Source organism: Streptomyces sp. NPDC006393 (assembly GCF_040628575.1).
Lineage (GTDB): Bacteria > Actinomycetota > Actinomycetes > Streptomycetales > Streptomycetaceae > Streptomyces.
This window is the reverse complement of record NZ_JBEXZD010000091.1, coordinates 1-17972: the sequence shown is the minus strand read 5'-3', so window position 1 is coordinate 17972 and position 17972 is coordinate 1. Positions and strand designations below refer to the sequence as shown.

16 protein-coding genes are annotated in these 17972 nt (G+C 73.5%); 7 read left to right on the top strand and 9 right to left on the bottom strand.

Annotated elements, in window-relative coordinates:
- Positions 1-100: 100 nt before the first annotated feature.
- Together aspA and ABZ484_RS29060 are read left to right on the top strand one after the other, a co-directional pair.
- Positions 101-1510 carry an aspartate ammonia-lyase gene (gene aspA / locus ABZ484_RS29065; protein WP_358868891.1) on the top strand — a complete coding sequence of 470 codons (1410 nt, stop codon included), beginning with the start codon at positions 101-103 and terminating at the stop codon, positions 1508-1510.
- 39 nt (positions 1511-1549) lie between these two features.
- Positions 1550-2494, top strand: coding sequence for a glutaminase (locus tag ABZ484_RS29060; protein ID WP_358868890.1), 945 nt, complete (start codon positions 1550-1552; stop codon positions 2492-2494).
- A 6-nt stretch (positions 2495-2500) separates the two neighbouring features.
- Here ABZ484_RS29060 and ABZ484_RS29055 read toward each other — a convergent pair whose 3' ends face one another.
- Together ABZ484_RS29055 and rho are read right to left on the bottom strand one after the other, a co-directional pair.
- Positions 2501-3688, bottom strand: coding sequence for a D-alanyl-D-alanine carboxypeptidase (locus tag ABZ484_RS29055; protein ID WP_358868889.1), 1188 nt, complete (start codon positions 3686-3688; stop codon positions 2501-2503).
- Between the two features lie 133 nt (positions 3689-3821).
- The gene (gene rho / locus ABZ484_RS29050; RefSeq protein WP_358868888.1) at positions 3822-4970 is read right to left on the bottom strand and encodes a transcription termination factor Rho; all 1149 of its coding nucleotides are present in this window, start codon (positions 4968-4970) and stop codon (positions 3822-3824) included.
- A gap of 392 nt (positions 4971-5362) precedes the next feature.
- Here rho and ABZ484_RS29045 point away from each other — a divergent pair, with 392 nt between their 5' ends.
- A complete protein-coding gene (locus ABZ484_RS29045; RefSeq protein ID WP_358868887.1) occupies positions 5363-6100 on the top strand; it encodes a class I SAM-dependent methyltransferase in 738 nt (245 codons plus the stop codon).
- Between the two features lie 31 nt (positions 6101-6131).
- On the opposite strand, the gene ABZ484_RS29040 is transcribed toward ABZ484_RS29045, so the two are convergent.
- The 5 genes from ABZ484_RS29040 to ABZ484_RS29020 all read right to left on the bottom strand — a co-directional run bounded on the left by ABZ484_RS29040 (position 6132) and on the right by ABZ484_RS29020 (position 10139).
- Entirely contained in the window at positions 6132-6887 is a 756-nt protein-coding gene (locus ABZ484_RS29040; protein WP_358868886.1) for a GntR family transcriptional regulator, read from the bottom strand.
- Between the two features lie 172 nt (positions 6888-7059).
- Positions 7060-8028 (bottom strand): acetylxylan esterase, encoded by a 969-nt coding sequence (locus ABZ484_RS29035; RefSeq protein ID WP_358868885.1) that lies wholly within the window; start codon positions 8026-8028, stop codon positions 7060-7062.
- Between the two features lie 271 nt (positions 8029-8299).
- Positions 8300-9055 (bottom strand): ferredoxin reductase, encoded by a 756-nt coding sequence (locus ABZ484_RS29030; protein WP_358868884.1) that lies wholly within the window; start codon positions 9053-9055, stop codon positions 8300-8302.
- Positions 9048-9653, bottom strand: coding sequence for a sulfite oxidase-like oxidoreductase (locus ABZ484_RS29025; protein WP_358868883.1), 606 nt, complete (start codon positions 9651-9653; stop codon positions 9048-9050). Before ABZ484_RS29025 ends, ABZ484_RS29030 begins: the two co-directional genes overlap by 8 nt.
- 84 nt (positions 9654-9737) lie before the next feature.
- Positions 9738-10139, bottom strand: coding sequence for a MarR family winged helix-turn-helix transcriptional regulator (locus ABZ484_RS29020; protein WP_358868904.1), 402 nt, complete (start codon positions 10137-10139; stop codon positions 9738-9740).
- A gap of 326 nt (positions 10140-10465) precedes the next feature.
- Between ABZ484_RS29020 and ABZ484_RS29015 the strand changes: the two genes are divergently transcribed.
- Positions 10466-11383: a putative protein N(5)-glutamine methyltransferase gene (locus tag ABZ484_RS29015; protein WP_358868882.1), complete on the top strand. Its 918-nt coding sequence runs from the start codon at positions 10466-10468 to the stop codon at positions 11381-11383.
- On the opposite strand, the gene ABZ484_RS29010 is transcribed toward ABZ484_RS29015, so the two are convergent.
- Positions 11355-13454: a SpoIIE family protein phosphatase gene (locus ABZ484_RS29010; RefSeq protein WP_358868881.1), complete on the bottom strand. Its 2100-nt coding sequence runs from the start codon at positions 13452-13454 to the stop codon at positions 11355-11357. The two genes, ABZ484_RS29015 and ABZ484_RS29010, sit on opposite strands and share 29 nt — an antisense overlap.
- Before the next feature lie 373 nt (positions 13455-13827).
- On the opposite strand from ABZ484_RS29010, the gene ABZ484_RS29005 reads away from it, so the two are divergent.
- From ABZ484_RS29005 to ABZ484_RS28995, 3 genes are all read left to right on the top strand, one after another.
- A complete protein-coding gene (locus ABZ484_RS29005; protein ID WP_358868880.1) occupies positions 13828-14196 on the top strand; it encodes a hypothetical protein in 369 nt (122 codons plus the stop codon).
- A 129-nt stretch (positions 14197-14325) separates the two neighbouring features.
- Positions 14326-16341, top strand: coding sequence for an NADPH-dependent 2,4-dienoyl-CoA reductase (locus tag ABZ484_RS29000; protein ID WP_358868879.1), 2016 nt, complete (start codon positions 14326-14328; stop codon positions 16339-16341).
- 42 nt (positions 16342-16383) lie between these two features.
- Positions 16384-16935, top strand: a complete 552-nt coding sequence (locus ABZ484_RS28995) for a PadR family transcriptional regulator (protein WP_358868878.1) — start codon at positions 16384-16386, stop codon at positions 16933-16935.
- A gap of 127 nt (positions 16936-17062) precedes the next feature.
- Here the strand turns inward: ABZ484_RS28995 and ABZ484_RS28990 are convergent, their stop codons facing one another.
- The gene (locus tag ABZ484_RS28990) at positions 17063-17608 is read right to left on the bottom strand and encodes a hypothetical protein (protein ID WP_358868877.1); all 546 of its coding nucleotides are present in this window, start codon (positions 17606-17608) and stop codon (positions 17063-17065) included.
- Positions 17609-17972: the final 364 nt, after the last annotated feature.

The window sequence follows — 17972 nt, the reverse complement described above, 5'->3', positions numbered from 1 at the left end:
TCTCCGGGCTCTGTCGTCACGTCCCGGTCCGCCCGTCCTTCGGGCGGACGACGGGAAGGGGACGACGAGACCTCGTACCTGCGAAAGAGGCCGCATCCCCATGACCGCCGTCACCCGAAGCGAACACGACCTGCTCGGCGACCGGGACGTTCCGGCCGATGCGTACTGGGGCATCCACACCCTGCGCGCCACGGAGAACTTTCCCGTCACCGGAACGCCGATCGCCGCCTATCCGCACCTGATCGACGCCCTGGCCGCCGTCAAGGAGGCCGCCGCGCTCGCCAACGAGGAGCTCGGCCTGCTGGACCCGGGCAAGGCCGCCGCCATCGTCGCCGCCTGCCGGGAGATCCGCTCCGGCAAGCTGCACGACCAGTTCGTCGTCGACGTGATCCAGGGCGGCGCCGGCACCTCCACCAACATGAACGCCAACGAGGTCGTCGCCAACCGCGCCCTGGAACTGCTGGGCCACGCCAAGGGCGACTACCGGCACCTGCACCCCAACGAGGACGTCAACCTCGGCCAGTCCACCAACGACGTCTACCCGACCGCCGTCAAGATCGCGACCGTGTTCGCGGTGCGCGGGCTGCTCAAGGCGATGGCCGTGCTCCAGGACGCCTTCGCCCGCAAGGCCGTCGAGTTCCGCGACGTACTGAAGATGGGCCGCACCCAGCTCCAGGACGCGGTGCCGATGACGCTCGGGCAGGAGTTCTCCGCGTACGCCGTCATGCTCGACGAGGACCGCAGCCGGCTCGCGGAGGCCGTCGAGCTGATCCACGAGATCAACCTCGGCGCCACCGCGATCGGCACCGGCCTCAACGCGCCCGCCGGCTACGCCGAGTCCGCCCGCCGCCACCTGTCCGACATCACCGGGCTGCCCCTGGTCACCGCGGCCAACCTGGTGGAGGCCACCCAGGACTGCGGCGCGTTCGTCCAGATGTCCGGGGTGCTCAAGCGGATCGCGGTCAAGCTCTCCAAGAGCTGCAACGACCTGCGCCTGCTGTCCTCCGGGCCGCGCGCCGGCCTCGGTGAGATCAATCTGCCGCCGGTGCAGGCCGGATCGTCCATCATGCCGGGCAAGGTCAACCCGGTGATCCCCGAGGTCGTCAACCAGGTCGCCTTCGAGGTGATCGGCAACGACGTCACCATCACCATGGCCGCCGAGGCCGGACAGCTCCAGCTCAACGCGTTCGAGCCGATCATCCTGCACTCCCTGTCGGAGAGCATCACCCACCTGCGGGCGGCCTGCCTGACGCTCGCCGAGCGCTGCGTCGACGGCATCACCGCCAACACCGAGGCGCTGCGCGCCACCGTCGAGAACTCCATCGGCCTGGTCACCGCACTCAACCCGCACATCGGCTACACCGTCGCCACCGACATCGCCAAGGAGGCCCTCGCCACCGGCCGAGGCGTCGCCGAACTGGTCCTGGAGAAGGGCCTGTTGCCGGCCGAGCGGCTGGCGGACCTGCTGCGGCCGGAGGTCGTGGCCGGCAGCGGCGCACCCCTGGTCTGAGCCGGCCGCGGCGGCGCACCGGGACCGGCCGGAGGCACAATGGTGATCATGGCAGTTCCCCCGTCGTCCTCCCCGACCTTCCAGCCGGTCCTGGAGCGCATCGCCGAGGAGGTCGAGCACACGCCCGGCCGCGGGCGCCCCGCCGACTACATCCCGGCGCTCGCGGCCCGCGACCCGCGCGCCTTCGGCATGGCCGTCGCCGAGCTGGACGGCACGGTGTACGGGGTGGGGGACTGGCGGGAGCCGTTCTCCGCGCAGTCCATCACGAAGGTGTTCACCCTCGCCCTCGACCTGGCCCGCGAGGGCGACGAGCTGTGGGAGCACGTGGGCCGCGAGCCGTCGGGCAATCCGTTCAACTCGCTGGTGCAGCTGGAGTACGAGAACGGCATCCCGCGCAACCCGTTCATCAACGCGGGCGCCCTGGTCGTCACCGACCGCCTCCAGACCCGCACCGGGGACGCGGCCGGCGAACTGCTCGCCCTGCTACGTGCCGAGAGCGGCAACCCGGACCTCGACTTCGACGAGGACGTCGCCGCCTCCGAGACCGCGAACGGCGACCGCAACGCCGCCCTGGCCCATTTCATGGCGTCCTACGGCAACATCGACAACCCGGTGCCGGTCCTGCTCGACCAGTACTTCCGCCAGTGCTCGATCGCCGCGTCCTGCGCCGACCTGGCCCTGGCCGCCACGTTCCTGGCCCGGCACGGCGTCCGCGCCGACGGCACCCGGCTGCTCAGCCGCAGCCAGGCCAAGCAGGTCAACGCGATCATGCTGACCTGCGGGACGTACGACGCGGCGGGCGACTTCGCCTACCGGGTGGGACTGCCCGGCAAGAGCGGTGTGGGCGGCGGCATCATCGCCGTCGTACCGGGCCGGTGCGCGCTGTGCGTGTGGAGTCCCGGTCTCGACGAGCGGGGCAACTCGGTGGCGGGCGTCGCGGCCCTGGACCGCTTCACCACGCTCACCGGCCTGTCGGTGTTCTGAGCCGGCTCACCCGCGGGTGAGCGGCTTGCCCCTGCGCCGCAGGACGACCACCAGCGTACCCGCGGCCAGGCCGGCCCCGCCGGCGAGCGCGCCCGTCGTGGGCCAGTCCCAGGCAGCGGCTGGCTCCGACGCGGTCGCGCGCGGCGCGCCGGCCGAGGGCGCCGCCTGCGCCGTGTGGGCCACCGGGCGCAGCGCGTCCAGAGAACCCACCGGGTCGACGTGTCCGGAGGCGTCGAATCCCCAGTCGAGCAGCGCGCGTGCCTCCTCGTACACCTGAAGCCCGCCGCCCTGCTGAGGGTGCATCACCGTCACGAGGACGGTGCGCCCGTTCCGGTGGGCCGCGGCGACGAGGGTGTTTCCCGCGTTGCTCGTGTAGCCGTTCTTGATGCCGATCAGACCGGGGTAGGGCTTCACACCGCTGGCACCGGTCAGCAGCCGGTTGGTGTTGGCGATCCGGTACGTCGCGCCGCCGGTGCCGGGGAAGGCGGCCGCCGCCGTGGAGCAGTAGCGCGCGAAGTCAGGGTTGCGCAGCCCGGCCCGCCCGAACACCGCCAGGTCGTACGCCGAGGACACCTGCCCGTCGGCGTCGTAGCCGTCGGGGGAGACGACCTGGGTGTCCAGGGCGCCCATCGCGCGGGCCCTGGCCTGCATCTGCCGGGCCGTGTGCTCCCAGCCGCCGTTCAGCGCGGCGAGCACGTGCACGGCGTCGTTGCCGGAGTTGAGGAACACCCCGCGCCACAGGTCGGCCACCTTGTAGGTGTTGCCCTCGACGACCCCCACCAGGCTGCTGCCCTCGCCGATGCCCATCAGCTCCTCGTGGCTGACGGTGTGCCGGACGCCGCCGGGAAAGGCGGGCAGCACGGTCAGCGCGAACAGGGTCTTGAGGGTGCTGGCGGGCGGCAGTTTCACGTGCGCGTTGCGCGCGGCGAGCACCTCTCCGGTGCCGGCGTCGGCGACCAGCCAGGACATCGCGGAGACGTCCGGCGTCTCGGGCGCCCCGGCGCGGAGCCGGACATGGGTGCCCTCGCGAGCCAGCAGGGCCGGCTGGGGCATCGCCGTCTTCGGCCGCCCCTGGGCGCCCGGGTCCGCCCCGGACGCGCCCACCGCCGCCGCCGGCGAGGCCAGCAGCAGCATGCCCGTCGCGCACAGGGCGCGGGCCGACAGGGTCGCTCGAGAAGAAAGACCGATCGTCATATCGCAAAGCTAGGAACGAACCGGCGGAGGCGTGACCTCGCCGAGGGCCGAACGGGGACCACCGGCACCCGGATGTCCCAGCGCACGCCGCCGTTCGGGTCGCCGCGAGCCCGGCGTGATCGGCGAGACGCCCCTAGCCGGTCGGCAGCGTCGGCTGGACGCGGCGCAGGAACGTCGCGTTGTCGGGTGTCTCGCGCAGCCGCTCCAGCAGGGTCTCCAGACCGGTGCGCCCGTCGCGGTCCCGCAGCACCCGGCGCAGCCCGCCGGTCGCCGTCAACTCGGCGGGGGAGAGGAGGAGTTCCTCGCGACGGGTGCCGGAGGCCTGGATGTCGACGGCCGGGAAGAGGCGGCGGGAGGCGAGTTCGCGGCTGAGCCTGAGCTCGAGGTTGCCGGTGCTCTTCAGCTCCTCGAAGAAGAGGTCGTCGGCGCGGGAGCCGGTCTCGACCAGCGCCGTGGCGAGAACGGTGAGCGAACCGCCCTCCTCGGCCAGGCGCGCCGCCCCGAACAGCCGTTTGGGGCCGTGCAGCGCGGCCGCGTCGACACCGCCGCTGAGGGTGCGGCCACCGGCGGCGGCCGCGTTGTTGTGGGCCCGGCACAGCCGGGTCAGGGAGTCGAGAAGCACGACGACGTCCTCGCCGGCCTCCACGAGCCGTTTGGCCCGCTCGATGACGAGTTCGGCGAGCGCGATGTGCTGCCCGGCCGTCCGGTCGAACGTGGAGGCGTAGACCTCGCCGCGCACGGAGCGCCGCATGTCGGTGACCTCCTCGGGGCGCTCGTCCAGCAGCACGACCATCAGCCGGCACTCGGGGTGGTTCCCGGCGACGGCGGCCGCGATCTGCTGGATCAGCACGGTCTTGCCGGTCCTGGGCGGCGCCACGATCAGCCCGCGCTGCCCCTTGCCCACGGGTGCGACCAGGTCCGCCACGCGCCCGGTGAGACCGGCGGCCGGGTGTTCCAGGCGCAGCCGCTCGCGCGGGTGCAGCGGGGTCAGGTCGGCGAACCGGCGCCGGCCGCTCGCTTCGTTGGGGGCGCGGCCGCCCACGCGCACGATGCCGGTGACGGTGTGCCGGTCGCCGAGCGCGCCCTCCACCAGGTCGCCCGCGCGCAGTCCGTGCCGGCGGATCAGGGCGGCGGGGACCTGGGGGTCGGCCGGCGCGGACAGGCAGTCCGCACCGCGGAGCCTGCCCTTCCCGCTCGCGTCGATGTCCAGGACACCGGTGACGGGCCGGGCGGCCGGTGACGGCCGGCGCTCCACCGGAGGATGTTCGAGTGTGGTGGTCATGAGGCGTGGTCCTTTCACGGACGGACGACACGTCAGGCGTGCCGGGGAAACAGGCGTGCGGGGAAGGGAGAAGCCGCGGGGCGGAGGCTGCACTGGAGCAGGGTCCGCGGCGGCGCGAGAACACCACCTCGGGTACGTGGGACCCGCCGACGCGGGACACGCACGACCGACCGGGTGGTGACAGAAGGCCGACACACCGGACGCGCGATCTAAGGCGGCGTACGGACCGGCCGAAAGGCACGAAAGAGAGGAGAACTCGCACCGGCGCCCACAAGCGGGGCGTACACATGTGCTGATCGCAATGTACCACGGACAGGTACGTGCTCACCACGGGTCCGTGCTCACACCGTCACCGAGCGTGCGACGGTCCGCGACGGTCTAAGCTGACGCGGATGTTCAGCCCCGAAGGCCCCACGCTCCGTGAGCTCGCCGTGCAGGCGCTGTCCTCCGTCGAGCGGGGCTACGACCTGCTCGCGCCGAAGTTCGACCACACCCCGTTCCGGACCCCGGAGGCGGTGCTGGACGCCGTCGGCGCGGTCCTGGACCTGACCGGGCCCTACGACGACGGACTCGACCTGTGCTGCGGCACGGGCGCCGGCCTCGATGTGCTGGCCCGCGTGTGCCGGAGGTCGGTCACCGGCGTCGACTTCAGCACCGGGATGCTCACCGTCGCCGGGGAACGGCTCCCGGAGGCCGGTCCCCGGGCCCGCCTGGTGCGCGCGGACGCCCGCGCCCTGCCCTTCACCTCCGGCTTCGACCTCGTCGTGAGCTTCGGCGCGTTCGGTCACTTCCTCCCCGCCGAACTGCCCGGACTCTTCGGCGGCGTCCACGCGGCACTGCGGCCCGGCGGCGTGTTCGCGTTCCCGGTCCTCGCCCCGCCCCCGCCGCGCTCGGCCGCGTGCTGGACGCTGCTCGGCTTCGACGCGGTGATGCGGGTGCGCAACGCCGTGTGGCGGCCGCCGTTCGTCATGTACTACCGCGCCCTGCGGTTCGGGCAGGTGCGGCGGGAGCTGGAGCGCGCGGGCTTCCGGGTGGAGCTGTACGCGCTGCCGGGGTTCGGCCACCGCGCCGACGGCAGTCCCCGGGCCCGGATGATCGCGGCCCGCAGGCCGGTTTCCGCGGGCTCCTGACGGGCGGGCTGCCGGGCCGGGAGACGGCGCGTCAGACCGCGGCCGGCAGGGTGAACTCGTAGACGAGGGCGTCCTGCCGGGCGTCCACGATCAGGTCGGTGATCTCCAGCGGGCGCGCGTACTGGTCGTGGACGCGCCGGATCACCCGCACCGAGGCGCCGCTCCCGAGCCGGGTGATCGAGTCCCGGTGATGCAGGGTCAGTCCCGCCCGGCGCATCCAGTCGTAGGTCCGCCGCAGTTGTGCGGCGCACGAACCGTCGGCGCGGTCGCGGTAGCGGGCGAGCTCCTCGACCTCGGCGAGGGCCACGGCGGAGAAGGAGGTCACGGCCGTGCGCAGCCCGGTGCCGTCGGCCGCCGCGGACCGGTAGCGGTGCACCAGGGTCGGCCGGTGCGGGGCGAGACCGAGCGCCACGGCGTGCTCCGCGGGGGGCGCCTCCCAGGCGACGGTGGCCCGGTCGAAGGCGTCCGGGTCGGCGGCGCGGGCGCCGACCGGGAAGGCCAGCGAGGACGGCGACTCGACCGGCGGCCCGGTCAGCGTGGCATGGCTGCCCCGCCGGTCGGTGGAGATCAGCCCGTCGCGGCGCAGCACGTCCAGCGCCTGCCGCACGGTCTCCCGGCTGACCCCGAAGTGCGCGGCCAACTGCCGTTCGCCCGGCAGTCGTTCACCGGGTGGGACGGTGCCGTCGCGCAGTTCTCCGAGCAGTTCGCCGGCGACTCTCCAGTACAGCGGCCGTTCCTCGGTCGTTCCTTCCGTCGTCGGGTGGTTCCGGGGGGTGGTGCGGGCCATGCCCCGCCTCCTGTTGATGACGTACCGTAGCCGCTCGGGCTCATTGCGCCACCAGATCTACCATTGGTCTAAACCAGTTCGGAAGTGCGGCCGGGCGGTTCGGCCGAAATCCGTCCTTGATCCACCCCGGACCGCACCCCGGTGACCCGGACCGCCCGGCCCCGCGGCCGCCTCAGGCGTACGACCGCAGCCAGCGCAGCTTGGCCGCTTCCTGGTAGGGGCCGCCGCCCTCGTGGTCGTTGAAGTCGTACACCTCTATGGTCTTGTCCTCGTGTGCCCAGGCGTTGAACGCGGCGAAAACCGTCGACGGCGGGCAGGTCTGGTCCTCCAGCGCCGCCGAGAAGAGCGCCGGCGCCCGGCCGCGGGCGGCGAAGTGGACGCCGTCGAAGTACGACAGGGTGCGCAGCGCCTCCTCGGTGCGCCCGCGGTGGGTCTTGAGGTACAGGCCGATCTCCCGGTACGGGTGGCGGTCGGTCAGCGTCGCCGCGCGCGGGTAGTCGCACAGGAACGGCACGTCCGGAGCGATCGCGGCCAGATCCGGCACCAGGCCGCCCACCGCGATCGTGATGCCGCCGCCCTGGCTCCCGCCGATCGCCACGGTCCGGGCCGCGTCGGTCAGCGGGTGCGAGCGCGCCGCCTCGATCGCGCGCACCGCGTCGGTGAACACCCGGCGGTAGTAGTGGTTCTCCGGCGCGTCGATGCCACGGGTCATGAAACCGGGGTACGCCGGTGCGCCGCCCACCGGATCGGCGGTGCCGCCCCCGCCGCCCCAGGCGCTGCCCTGCCCCCGCGTGTCCATCACGAAGTGCGCCCGGCCCGACGACGCCCACAGCAGGTGCTCGTGCGGGAGTCCGCGCCCGCCGCCGTAGCCGATGAACTCCACGATCAGCGGCAGCGGCCCGTCGACCCGGGCGGGCAGCGTCAGCCAGCCCTTGACCGGGTGGCCGCCGAACCCGGCGAAGGTCACGTCGTACACCTTGACCGTGGTCAGCCCCGTGTCGACCAGGTCGAAGCGGGCGCCCAGATCGTGCTCGCGGGCCTCCTGGAGGGTCTTGGACCAGAAGGCGTCGAAGTCCTCCGGCTCGGTGGACTTGCTGCGGTACTCGCGGAGTTCGTCGAGGGGAAGGTCGAACAGGGCCATCAACAACCGCCTTCGCACACGGAAAACACCGATAGGTGATCACACCGTACGGCGGTGGTCGGAGGACTCGCCAGACCCTGTCCGCACAATGACCGCCCGCGCGGGAGGGCCCGTGCCGGCCGACCACCGCTGGTCAGAGCAACCGTGCGGACCGGTTTCGTTCGACTGGCCGGACGGCCCGTCGGCTCGGTGCCCGGGCGAGTGGTCGGGTCACCTGTACGCGACCGGCCACGGCGGAGCCCCGCGTGCGAGCCGCAGGGCCCGGTCCCCGTCAGCCGAAGCGCTCGATCCGGATGCGGTCCACGGGCAGGCCCGCGGCGACCAGCAGCCGCGAGGCGTGCTCCGCGAAGCCGTTGGACCCGCACACGTACGCCTCCCAGCCGCCCGCGGGCGGCCGCGCCACCAACGGCGCCAGATGCGCGGCCGACAGCCGCCCCACCGGCACGCCCGCGGGCGCGCCGCGCGTGAACACGGGTGTGGTCTCCGGGCCGAACTCCCGGGCGTAGATGAGCTCTTCGGGGGTGCGCGCGGACACCAGCAGCCGCAGCGGCACGGTCAGCCGCCGCGCCCGGTGGTGCCGCACCATCGACATCAGCGGTACGACCCCGGAACCCGCGCCGAGCAGCAGTGCGGGGCGGTCGCCGGGCCAGGCGAAGAAGCCGCTCAGCGGGCCGCGCACCTCCACCCGGTCGCCGGGGCGGGCCACGGTGTGGAACCAGCCGGAGACCTCGCCGCCCTCGGCGTGGTCCAGGGTCAGTTCGATGTGCCCGGAGTCGTCGGGCGCCGAGGCGATCGAGTAGTGGCGCTGGGCCACGTAACCGTCGGGCGCGGTCAGCCGCAGCATCAGGTGCTGCCCGGGCAGGTGCCCCGGCCACGCCGGCACCGCCAGCCGGAAGGTCGCGGCGCGCGGGGTCTCCCGCCGGATCTCGGTGAGGGTCGCGGTCTGCCATCGGGTGGCCGCCTGCTCGCTCACGGCGATACGGCCGGGGACGGCGAACCGGGTCGGGGGCGCGAAGGTCTCAGTCACCGGAGTACCGCTGCTCCTCCCAGGGGTTGCCGCGGGCGTGGTAGCCGTTCCGCTCCCAGAAGCCCGGCTCGTCGTGGTCGAGGACGCGCAGGCCCGCGATCCACTTGGCGCTCTTCCAGAAGTACAGGTGCGGCACCAGCAGCCGCGCCGGACCCCCGTGCTCGGCGGGCAGCGGTGCGCCGTCGTACGCGAACGCGATCCAGGCGCGCCCGCCGCGCAGGTCCGCGAGCGGGAGGTTCGTGGTGTACCCGGTGTGCGAGTAGGCGACGGCGTGTGTGGCGCCGGCGACGGGCCGTACCGCGTCGAGGAACACGTCCAGCGACACGCCCTCGAACCGCAGCCCGAACTTCGACCAGCCGGTCACACAGTGGATGTCGCCCTCGTACGCGGACGCGGGCAGCTGCCGTGCCTGCTCCCAGTCCCAGGTGCGGGGCTCGGCGACCAGACCGTCGACGCGGAACGTCCAGTCCGAGGGCGCGATGCCGGGCGTGACCTCGGCGGACAGCACGGGCCAGTCGTCGCCGGCGTCGTACTGCCCGGGCGGCAGTCCGGGGTCGGCGACGCGCGGACGCCCGGTGAATCCTCGGGTGACGTTCATGGTGCTCCACCGTACGTGGTCGCCGGGACGGCCCGGGACCGGCCCTGGGACAGCAGATCTAGGGGGTGTCTCGTCGAGACGCCCCTAGGCCCGTGCTTCCGGCGCCGGGGTCCACGCGTTGTAGCGGGCCAGATACGTCGCGAACCGCTGAAGGTCCTCCTGCGGCCAGTCCGCCAGCCGCTTACGGAAGGCCGCCCGGCGGCTCTCGGTGACCTGGGCCAGGATCTCCCGGCCGGTGTCCGTCAGGTGCAGCACCTGTACCCGGTGGTCCTCGGGGTCCAGGCGCCGCTCGATGAGGCCGGTCCGCTCCAGAGCGGCCACCTGCCGGCTGACGGTGGACTTGTCCAGTGCGTAGTGCGCCGCCAGGTCGGTGGCGCGGCAGCCGCCCCGCTCCTCCAGATGCCCGAGCAGCGTGTAGGACACCAGCGACAGCTCGGGGTGCATGCGCCCCGCCGAGGCCCGCGCCCGGCGCGCGAAGACCGTCATCTCGCGCTGGATCGTCTCCACGGCCGTCTCGCCTTCGCTCTCGCTCTCGCCCTCGGCCGCTGTCACGGAACACCTCCCTGTCGTTCTGGTTGCATAGTACAACTGGCGATGCGGCCGTCGCCCGAGGGCACCGAAGGGACCGTCGGTGTCCGAGGGTTGGGGTAGGGTGACCAGCGGTCTCGGACGGTCCGGACCGCGCGGAGCCGAGGAGGTGAGACCCATCGTCGCTGTGTCAGCTCGGGTGCTCTCTCCGCACGACCGCGCGGGTCACCGCCGATAGGTGACCGGGGGAGCGCCCTTCGGCTCCCGAAAGGTCCCGGCTCCCCATGCCCGAACGTCCCACTCCGCCATCCTCTTCTCCCTCGCCCGCGGCGCCGTCGTCCCCCTTCCCCTCCACCGCCGGCGCCTTCCCTCCGGAGTCGCGTGCCGCGGTCGTCACCGCGCTGCGCACGGCCGGCTGTGTGTTCGCCGAGGAGGAGGCGGAGCTGATCCTCGCGGCCGCCCGCACACCCGGCGAGCTCACCGCGCTGGTGGACCGGCGCGCGTCCGGGCTGCCGCTCGAACAGGTTCTGGGCTGGGCCGAGTTCCGTGGCCTGCGGGTGCTCGTGGAACCCGGTGTCTTCGTGCCCCGGCGCCGTACCGAGTTCCTGGTCGAGCAGGCCGTCGCCCAGGCCCGGGACGCCCGCGTCGTCGTGGACCTGTGCTGCGGGTCCGGCGCGGTGGGCGCCGCGCTGGCCGCGGCGCTCGGCCCGGCCGAGCTGCACGCCGCCGACATCGACCCGGCCGCGGTGCGCTGCGCCCGGCGCAACATCGCTCCCCTCGGGGGCCGGGTCCACCTCGGCGACCTGTTCGAGGCGCTGCCGGCCGGGCTGCGCGGCCGGGTCGACGTCCTCGCCGCCAACGTCCCCTACGTCCCCACCGCCGAGGTCGGGCTCCTGCCGTCCGAGGCCCGCGACCACGAACCGCCGGTCGCCCTGGACGGCGGCGCCGACGGCCTCGACGTGCTGCGCCGCGTCACCGCCGCGGCCCCCGCCTGGCTCGCCCCCGGCGGCTGCCTCCTCGTCGAGACGAGCGAACGCCAGGCCCCGGCCGCCCTGGAGGCCTTCACCCGGGCCGGCCTGACCCCGCGCCTGGCCGTCTCGCGGGAGCTGTACGCGCACGTGGTCATCGGCACGAAGGCCCGGCCAGGTCCGTCGGAAACGCCCGGGTCCGCCGTCAGGCGGTCGGGGCACCCGGCGGCATGAGCGTCTGCGCGCGGGCCACCAGCAGGGCCACGTCGTCGTGGTTGTCCGGCTGGTGCAGCGTGCGCAGCAGCAGGTCGCAGAGGTCCTCCAAGGGGCGTCCCGGATCGTCGAGCAGCGTCAGCAGCGACTCCAGGCGCTCGTCCAGCGGATGCCGCCGGGTCTCCACGAGTCCGTCGGTGTACAGCACCAGCTGGTCACCCGGCTCCAGGTCGACGGTGGTGGTGGAGAACGCCACCCCGCCGACGCCCAGCGGCACCCCGGTGGGCAGGTCGAGCAGTTCCGGGGGACGGCCCGGACGGACCCGGGCCGGGGGCAGGTGCCCGGCGTTGGCGATCCGGCACTGCCGCAGATGCGGATCGTGGACGGCGTACAGGCAGGTGGCGATGGACTGGTCCAGGCCGTCGGTGATCCGGTCCAGGTGCTCCAGGAGCCGTGCGGGGTCCAGGTCGAGCGAGGCCAGGGCCTTCGTGGCGGTGCGCAGCCGGCCCATCGTGGCGGCGGCGCTGATGCCGCTGCCCATGACGTCCCCGACGACCAGTGCCGTCTTGTCGCCCTCCAGCGGGATCACGTCGAACCAGTCACCGCCCACCTCGATCGTGGCGCCCGCCGGCTGGTAGCGGGAGGCCACCTCCAGCCCGCCCGTGACGGAGGGGTGGCGGGGCAGCAGGCTGCGCTGGAGCGTGAGGGCCGTGTCACGGGCGTTCTGGTACCAGCGGGCGTTGTCGATCTGTACGGCCGCGCGCGCCGCCAGCTCCCGGGCGAGCAGGACGTCGTCCTCGCTGAAGGGCTCGGGGTTCCGGGTGCGTTTGAGGTCCAGCGCGCCCAGCACCTCGCCGCGCGCGATCAGCGGCACGGCGAGGTAGGAGTGCACGCCCGCGCGGCCCAGCAGAACGGCCGCCTCCGGGGACCGGGCGATGGACGCCAGGTCCTCGTCCTTCACATGCCGCACCAGCACCGGGCGCCCGGTGCGCACGCACTGGGTGACCAGCCGCTCGGGGCCGTAGCGGGCGATCTGGCCCGGCGGGTCGGCCGCCTCCAGGGCGTCGACGGCATGGTCCGCCCGGACGGCCAGAGCCCGGATCACCGCCGGCTCGGTGGGGCCCAGGCTGCTGCGCCGGCCCCCGACGACCGCCTCCAGCAGGTCCACGGCCGCCACGTCCGCCAGCTCGGGCACCGCCACGTCGGCCAGCTCCCGGGCGGTGCGGTCCAGGTCGAGGGTGGTGCCGATCCGGGCCGAGGCGTCGGCGATCAGGGCCAGGCGCCGGCGTGCCGCCTCCGCCTCGATGCCGGCCCGGTACTGCTCGGTGATGTCCACGCTCGACAGCGCCACGCCCAGTACCGTGCCGACGGCGTCCTCCAGCCGGTACAGCGAGACCGACCAGGCGTGGTCCTCCTCCGGGTCGGCCGGGGTCCGGCCGACGGCGAAGACGTCGACGAGGGGCCGGCCGCTCTCCAGCACCCGCAGCGCGGCGGCCAGCAGCGCCTCGGTGTCCACCTGCGGCAGCACCTCGGGGATGGTCCGTCCGATCTGCGCCTCGGCCGGGACCCCGACCATGCGTTCCAGGGCCGGGTTGACCGAGACGTACCGCAGCCGGGTGTCCAGGACCGCGAGCCCGATCGGGGACTGCGAGACGATCCGCGCCGACAGCGCCACGTCCCGCTCCAGCCGGCGCACGGTCGACTGGTCGGCGGCGAGCCCCAGCGCGTAGACGTCGCCGCGGTCGTCCAGCAGCCGCATGTTGCGGAACTCCACCAGACGGGTACTGCCGTCCTTGTGCCGTATGGGGAAGGCGCCGGCCCAGCCCTGGCCGGTCCGCAGGACGTCGGCGAACAGCTTGATCACGAGGTCCAGGTGCTCCTCGTGGACCATCAGCCGGCCGGCGAGCTGTCCGAGCGCCTCCTGCGCCGAATAGCCGAAGAGCTCCTCGGCCTGCGGGCTCCACAGCACGATGCGCCCCTGGGCGTCGAGGACCACCGAGGCCACGCCCAGCACGTCGAGCAGCCCGCTCGGTCCCACCGGACCGCCGAACGGCTCCTGGCCCTCGGCCGAGGCAGCCCCGGCTGCTGTCATCGCACGCACCGCCTTCGCCCGTCCACGCGGCCCGCCGTCCCCGGTGCCGACACCCCCTGTTGTACCGCGCCCACACTCACCTCTCCGAGGGTCCGTCGCCTCTTTCCACCATCCCTCACCACCGGGGTGGTCGTCCCGCCGAGTCGGCCGTAAGGGCCGCCGGGCCCGCACGCTGCGCGAAGTCCGAGATGTCCCGCCCGGACGAGGTGCGCGACGGGGAGCGCCGCCGATGGTGTGCCGCCGCTGGTGCACCGACGGGAGGTGGTGCTTTGCTGAGGGATGGGGGTGGGGCGCGGTTTCGGGGGAACCCTGTGCGGCGGTCGCAGGAAGCTTGTGCGGCAGTCGCAGTGCGGCCACGAGAGGAGCGATCACGATGGTCAGTGAGCCCGAGCACCCGGAATCCGTCTCGGTGGAGCTGAGCGGATGCAGCAAGGAAGACGCCCGGATCGTGTTCGACGCCCTGTGCGCCTGCTTCTCGTCCGACCGGCGCGCGGACGACGTGCCCCGCGACTACCACGAGGTGCGGCCCACGGTGTGGCTCGGCACGTTCGACGTCGCCGAGCCCCGCGGGACGTGCGGTCCCGCACACCTGGGGGCGTCCGTCACGGCCGACGTGCAGGGCGGCTACTGGGCGATCGACCGGTTCCGCACGACCCTGGACTCCCTGTTCACCGTCCAGGACCTGTGCACGGCGTCCGGCGACCAGGAGCGCGAGTTGCACGTACGCCTGGAGAGCCGCTGATGTGAGCCACGGCCACCGGAGTGAGGGTCCTCCGGTGGCCGAGTGCGCGCCCCCGGTTGTGCAACTAGTTGCATAACCGCCTCGGCGTCCTCTACAAATGCGGTGACGACACCGCGCACGGAGGGCCCGATGAGCCGTTACCCGCACCTGCTGAGCCCGCTCGACCTGGGCTTCACCACCCTGCCCAACCGCGTCCTGATGGGCTCCATGCACATCGGCCTGGAGGAGGCCGAGCGCGGCTTCGAGCGGATGGCGGAGTTCTACGCGGCCCGGGCGCGCGGCGGGGTGGGCCTCATCGTCACCGGCGGCATCGCGCCCAACGACGAGGGACGGCCCTACGAGGGCGGCGCCAAGCTCACCACCGAGGAGGAGGCCGGGCAGCACCGGGTCGTCACCGACGCCGTGCACCGCGAGGGCGGCCGGATCGCGCTCCAGATCCTGCACTTCGGCCGCTACGCCTACCACCGCGACCTGGTCGCACCGAGCCCGCTCCAGGCGCCGATCAGCCCCTTCGTCCCCCGCGAGCTCACCGACGCCGACATCGAGCGGACCATCGACGACTACGCCCGCACCGCCCGCCTCGCCCGGCAGGCCGGCTACGACGGCGTCGAGATCATGGGCTCCGAGGGCTACCTGATCAACGAGTTCATCGCGGCCCGCACCAACCACCGCACCGACCGCTGGGGCGGCTCCTACGACAACCGCACACGCTTCCCGGTCGAGATCGTCCGCCGGGTGCGCGAGGCGGTCGGCGAGGACTTCATCATCGTCTACCGGCTGTCCATGCTGGACCTGGTGCCCGGCGGCTCCTCCCTGGAGGAGGTGATCACGCTCGCCAAGGCCGTCGAGGCGGCAGGCGCGACCATCATCAACACCGGCATCGGCTGGCACGAGGCCCGCATCCCCACCATCGCCACCTCCGTGCCGCGTGGCGCCTACACCTGGGTGACGAAGAAGCTCATGGGCGCGGTCTCGGTCCCGCTCGTCACCACCAACCGCATCAACACCCCGGAGCTCGCCGAGCAGCTGCTGGCCGACGGCCGCGCCGACATGGTCTCCATGGCCCGCCCGATGCTGGCCGACCCCGACTTCGTGGCCAAGGCCGCCGCCGGCCGGCCCGAGGCCATCAACACCTGCATCGGCTGCAACCAGGCCTGCCTCGACCACACCTTCAGCGGGAAGATCACCTCCTGCCTGGTCAACCCGCGCGCCTGCCACGAGACCGAGCTGGTGCTCTCGCCCACCCGGCGGCGCAAGCGCGTCGCCGTCGTCGGCGCCGGTCCCGCCGGACTGGCCTGCGCGGTGAGCGCCGCCGAACGCGGCCACGACGTCACGCTCTTCGACGCCGCGAGCGAGATCGGCGGCCAGCTGAACGTCGCCCGCAAGGTCCCCGGCAAGCAGGAGTTCGACGAGACCCTGCGCTACTTCCGCCACCAGCTCGACGCGCACGGCGTGGACGTACGCCTCGACACCTGGGTGAGCGCCGGCGACCTCGCCGGCCACGACGAGGTGGTCGTCGCCACCGGGGTCACCCCGCGCACCCCCGAGATCCCCGGCGTGGACCATCCGCGCGTCCTCGGCTACCTCGACGTGCTGCGCGACGGCGCTCCCGTCGGAGACCGGGTGGCGATCCTGGGCGCGGGCGGCATCGGGTTCGACGTCGCCGAGTTCCTGACCGACGGTGGCGACAAGACCAGCGAGGACCCCGCCGCGTACTTCCGCGCCTGGGGCGTCGACACCGACTACCGGGCCCCCGGCGGCCTCGCCGCGCCCGAGCGGCCCGCCCCGCCGCGCACCGTCCACCTGCTCCAGCGCAAGACCAGCAAGGTCGGCGCGGGCCTCGGCAAGACGACCGGCTGGATCCACCGCACCGAGCTCAAGCACCGCGGCGTCACCATGATCCCGGGCGTGCGCTACGACCGGATCGACGACAGCGGGCTGCACATCACCGTGGACGGCGCGAGCAGCGTCCTGGAGGTGGACACCGTCGTGCTGTGCACCGGACAGGAGCCGCGCCGCGACCTGTACGACGAGCTCGTCGCCGCCGGGCGCAGCGCCCACCTCATCGGTGGCGCGGACGTGGCCGCCGAACTGGACGCCAAGCGCGCGATCAAGCAGGGCACGGAGCTGGCGGCGGCCTTGTAGGGGCGCGCCGGGGCAGGGCCGGGCCGTCCCTAGGATGACCCCATGTCACTCCCGCACGCGATCCTCACCGCCCTGCTCGAGAAGCCGTCGTCGGGGCTCGAGCTGACGCGCCGCTTCGACAAGTCGATCGGCTACTTCTGGTCGGCGACGCATCAGCAGATCTACCGGGAGCTGGGGAAACTGGAGGCGGACGGCCTCATCCGCGCCCTGCCCGCCGAGCAACCGGCCCGGGGGCAGCGCAAGAGCTACGAGGTGCTGCCGGCGGGCCGGGCCGAACTGGCCCGCTGGACGGCGGCGTCCCAGGAGCCCAAGCCGCTGCGCGACGCCCTGCTGCTGCGGCTGCGCGCCGCGGCCGTGGTCGGCACGGCGGGGCTCGAGGACGACCTCCGGCGCCATCTTCAGCGGCACGAGCGGCAGTTGGCGGAGTACCGGCAGATCGAGGAGCGCGACTTCCCGCCCGGGAAGGACAGCCCCCAGAACCGGTTGCAGCACCTGGTGCTGCGGGCCGGGATCGACCTGGAGACGTTCTGGACCGGGTGGCTCAGGCACGCGCTGGAGGAGTTCGCCGAACTGCCGGGCACGGATCCGGCCTGAGACGCCGGCGCCGACCGGCCTCGACCCACGCCGGCCCGCCTCGACCCAGGCTCACCGCGTCGGCTCACGCCGACCCGCCTCGGCCTACGCCGACCGCGTCCCTTCCCCGCCACCTGCGGCCCGCCGCTCACAGCGGGTACGGCTTCGACCGGCGCCGGAGCACCCAGCCGGTGGCGATCATCGCGGCCCCGATCAGCGTCCCGCCCGTCGCGAGCACGACGGTGCCGTTGGCCTTGACGCGGCTGCCCAGGCGGTCCAGGAGACCGCGCGACGGTGCGGAAGCGGCGGGCGCGGAGGAGGCCGCCGGCTTCGAGGGGGCGGTGACCACGACGGACTGGGTGCCCGCCGTCATGTCGTCGGCGCACACCACGATCACCGTGTACGTGCCCGGGCGCACGCTTCGCCAGACCGCCGACTGGCCGGCGGTCGTCCCCGTGAGTGCCGCCCGGCGTCCCTGGGCGAAGCCGGTCTGGCCGGGGCCCAGCAGCGAGGCCGTGCCCCAGGCGCTGTCGACCGGGGTGCACGAGCTGGTGGTCACCGTCACCGTGGAGCCGCTGGTGCTCACGGAGATCCCCGGCCCGGCGACGGCCGTTCCGGCGGCGATCTGGAACGTGAGGGCGGCGGCCGCGGCGACGGGCCCCGGGCCGCCGCGCAGGAGGGATCGATCGCGCATGGACACTCCTCCGGCGGCACGGTCGGCGGACCGTCCCGAGTACCGCCGCGGACGGAGAGTTGCCCGTGCCGCCTCCGAGGCAGCCCATCCCCCGTGACGGCCCGCCGCACGCGTACCCCACCCACGCGGCCGACGGCCGAACGGCCGAGCGAGTCGACAGGACCTGGGAGGTGTCTAGTGCCACATCAGGCAACGTTCGCCCTGTTGTGACGAACCGTCCGGATGGTGATCCGGGCGGCTCGTTGTACGTCATGCTGGGCAGATGGCTGAGCGTGTCCGGGTCCGCGAGATCGATGACAACGAGGGGCAGCGGCTGCTGCGGATCATCCGCCGGGGCACCGGGTCGGTGGTGACCTGGCGGCGG

What these genes read in the sequence shown, in the direction of transcription:
- aspA (WP_358868891.1), top strand. Translation starts at nt 101, where the DNA reads ATGACCGCCGTCACCCGAAGCGAACACGACCTGCTCGGCGACCGGGAC.
- ABZ484_RS29060 (WP_358868890.1), top strand. Translation starts at nt 1,550, where the DNA reads ATGGTGATCATGGCAGTTCCCCCGTCGTCCTCCCCGACCTTCCAGCCG.
- ABZ484_RS29055 (WP_358868889.1), bottom strand. Translation starts at nt 3,688, where the DNA reads ATGACGATCGGTCTTTCTTCTCGAGCGACCCTGTCGGCCCGCGCCCTG.
- rho (WP_358868888.1), bottom strand. Translation starts at nt 4,970, where the DNA reads ATGACCACCACACTCGAACATCCTCCGGTGGAGCGCCGGCCGTCACCG.
- ABZ484_RS29045 (WP_358868887.1), top strand. Translation starts at nt 5,363, where the DNA reads ATGTTCAGCCCCGAAGGCCCCACGCTCCGTGAGCTCGCCGTGCAGGCG.
- ABZ484_RS29040 (WP_358868886.1), bottom strand. Translation starts at nt 6,887, where the DNA reads ATGGCCCGCACCACCCCCCGGAACCACCCGACGACGGAAGGAACGACC.
- ABZ484_RS29035 (WP_358868885.1), bottom strand. Translation starts at nt 8,028, where the DNA reads ATGGCCCTGTTCGACCTTCCCCTCGACGAACTCCGCGAGTACCGCAGC.
- ABZ484_RS29025 (WP_358868883.1), bottom strand. Translation starts at nt 9,653, where the DNA reads ATGAACGTCACCCGAGGATTCACCGGGCGTCCGCGCGTCGCCGACCCC.
- ABZ484_RS29020 (WP_358868904.1), bottom strand. Translation starts at nt 10,139, where the DNA reads ATGACGGTCTTCGCGCGCCGGGCGCGGGCCTCGGCGGGGCGCATGCAC.
- ABZ484_RS29015 (WP_358868882.1), top strand. Translation starts at nt 10,466, where the DNA reads ATGCCCGAACGTCCCACTCCGCCATCCTCTTCTCCCTCGCCCGCGGCG.
- ABZ484_RS29010 (WP_358868881.1), bottom strand. Translation starts at nt 13,454, where the DNA reads ATGACAGCAGCCGGGGCTGCCTCGGCCGAGGGCCAGGAGCCGTTCGGC.
- ABZ484_RS29005 (WP_358868880.1), top strand. Translation starts at nt 13,828, where the DNA reads ATGGTCAGTGAGCCCGAGCACCCGGAATCCGTCTCGGTGGAGCTGAGC.
- ABZ484_RS29000 (WP_358868879.1), top strand. Translation starts at nt 14,326, where the DNA reads ATGAGCCGTTACCCGCACCTGCTGAGCCCGCTCGACCTGGGCTTCACC.
- ABZ484_RS28995 (WP_358868878.1), top strand. Translation starts at nt 16,384, where the DNA reads ATGTCACTCCCGCACGCGATCCTCACCGCCCTGCTCGAGAAGCCGTCG.
- ABZ484_RS28990 (WP_358868877.1), bottom strand. Translation starts at nt 17,608, where the DNA reads ATGCGCGATCGATCCCTCCTGCGCGGCGGCCCGGGGCCCGTCGCCGCG.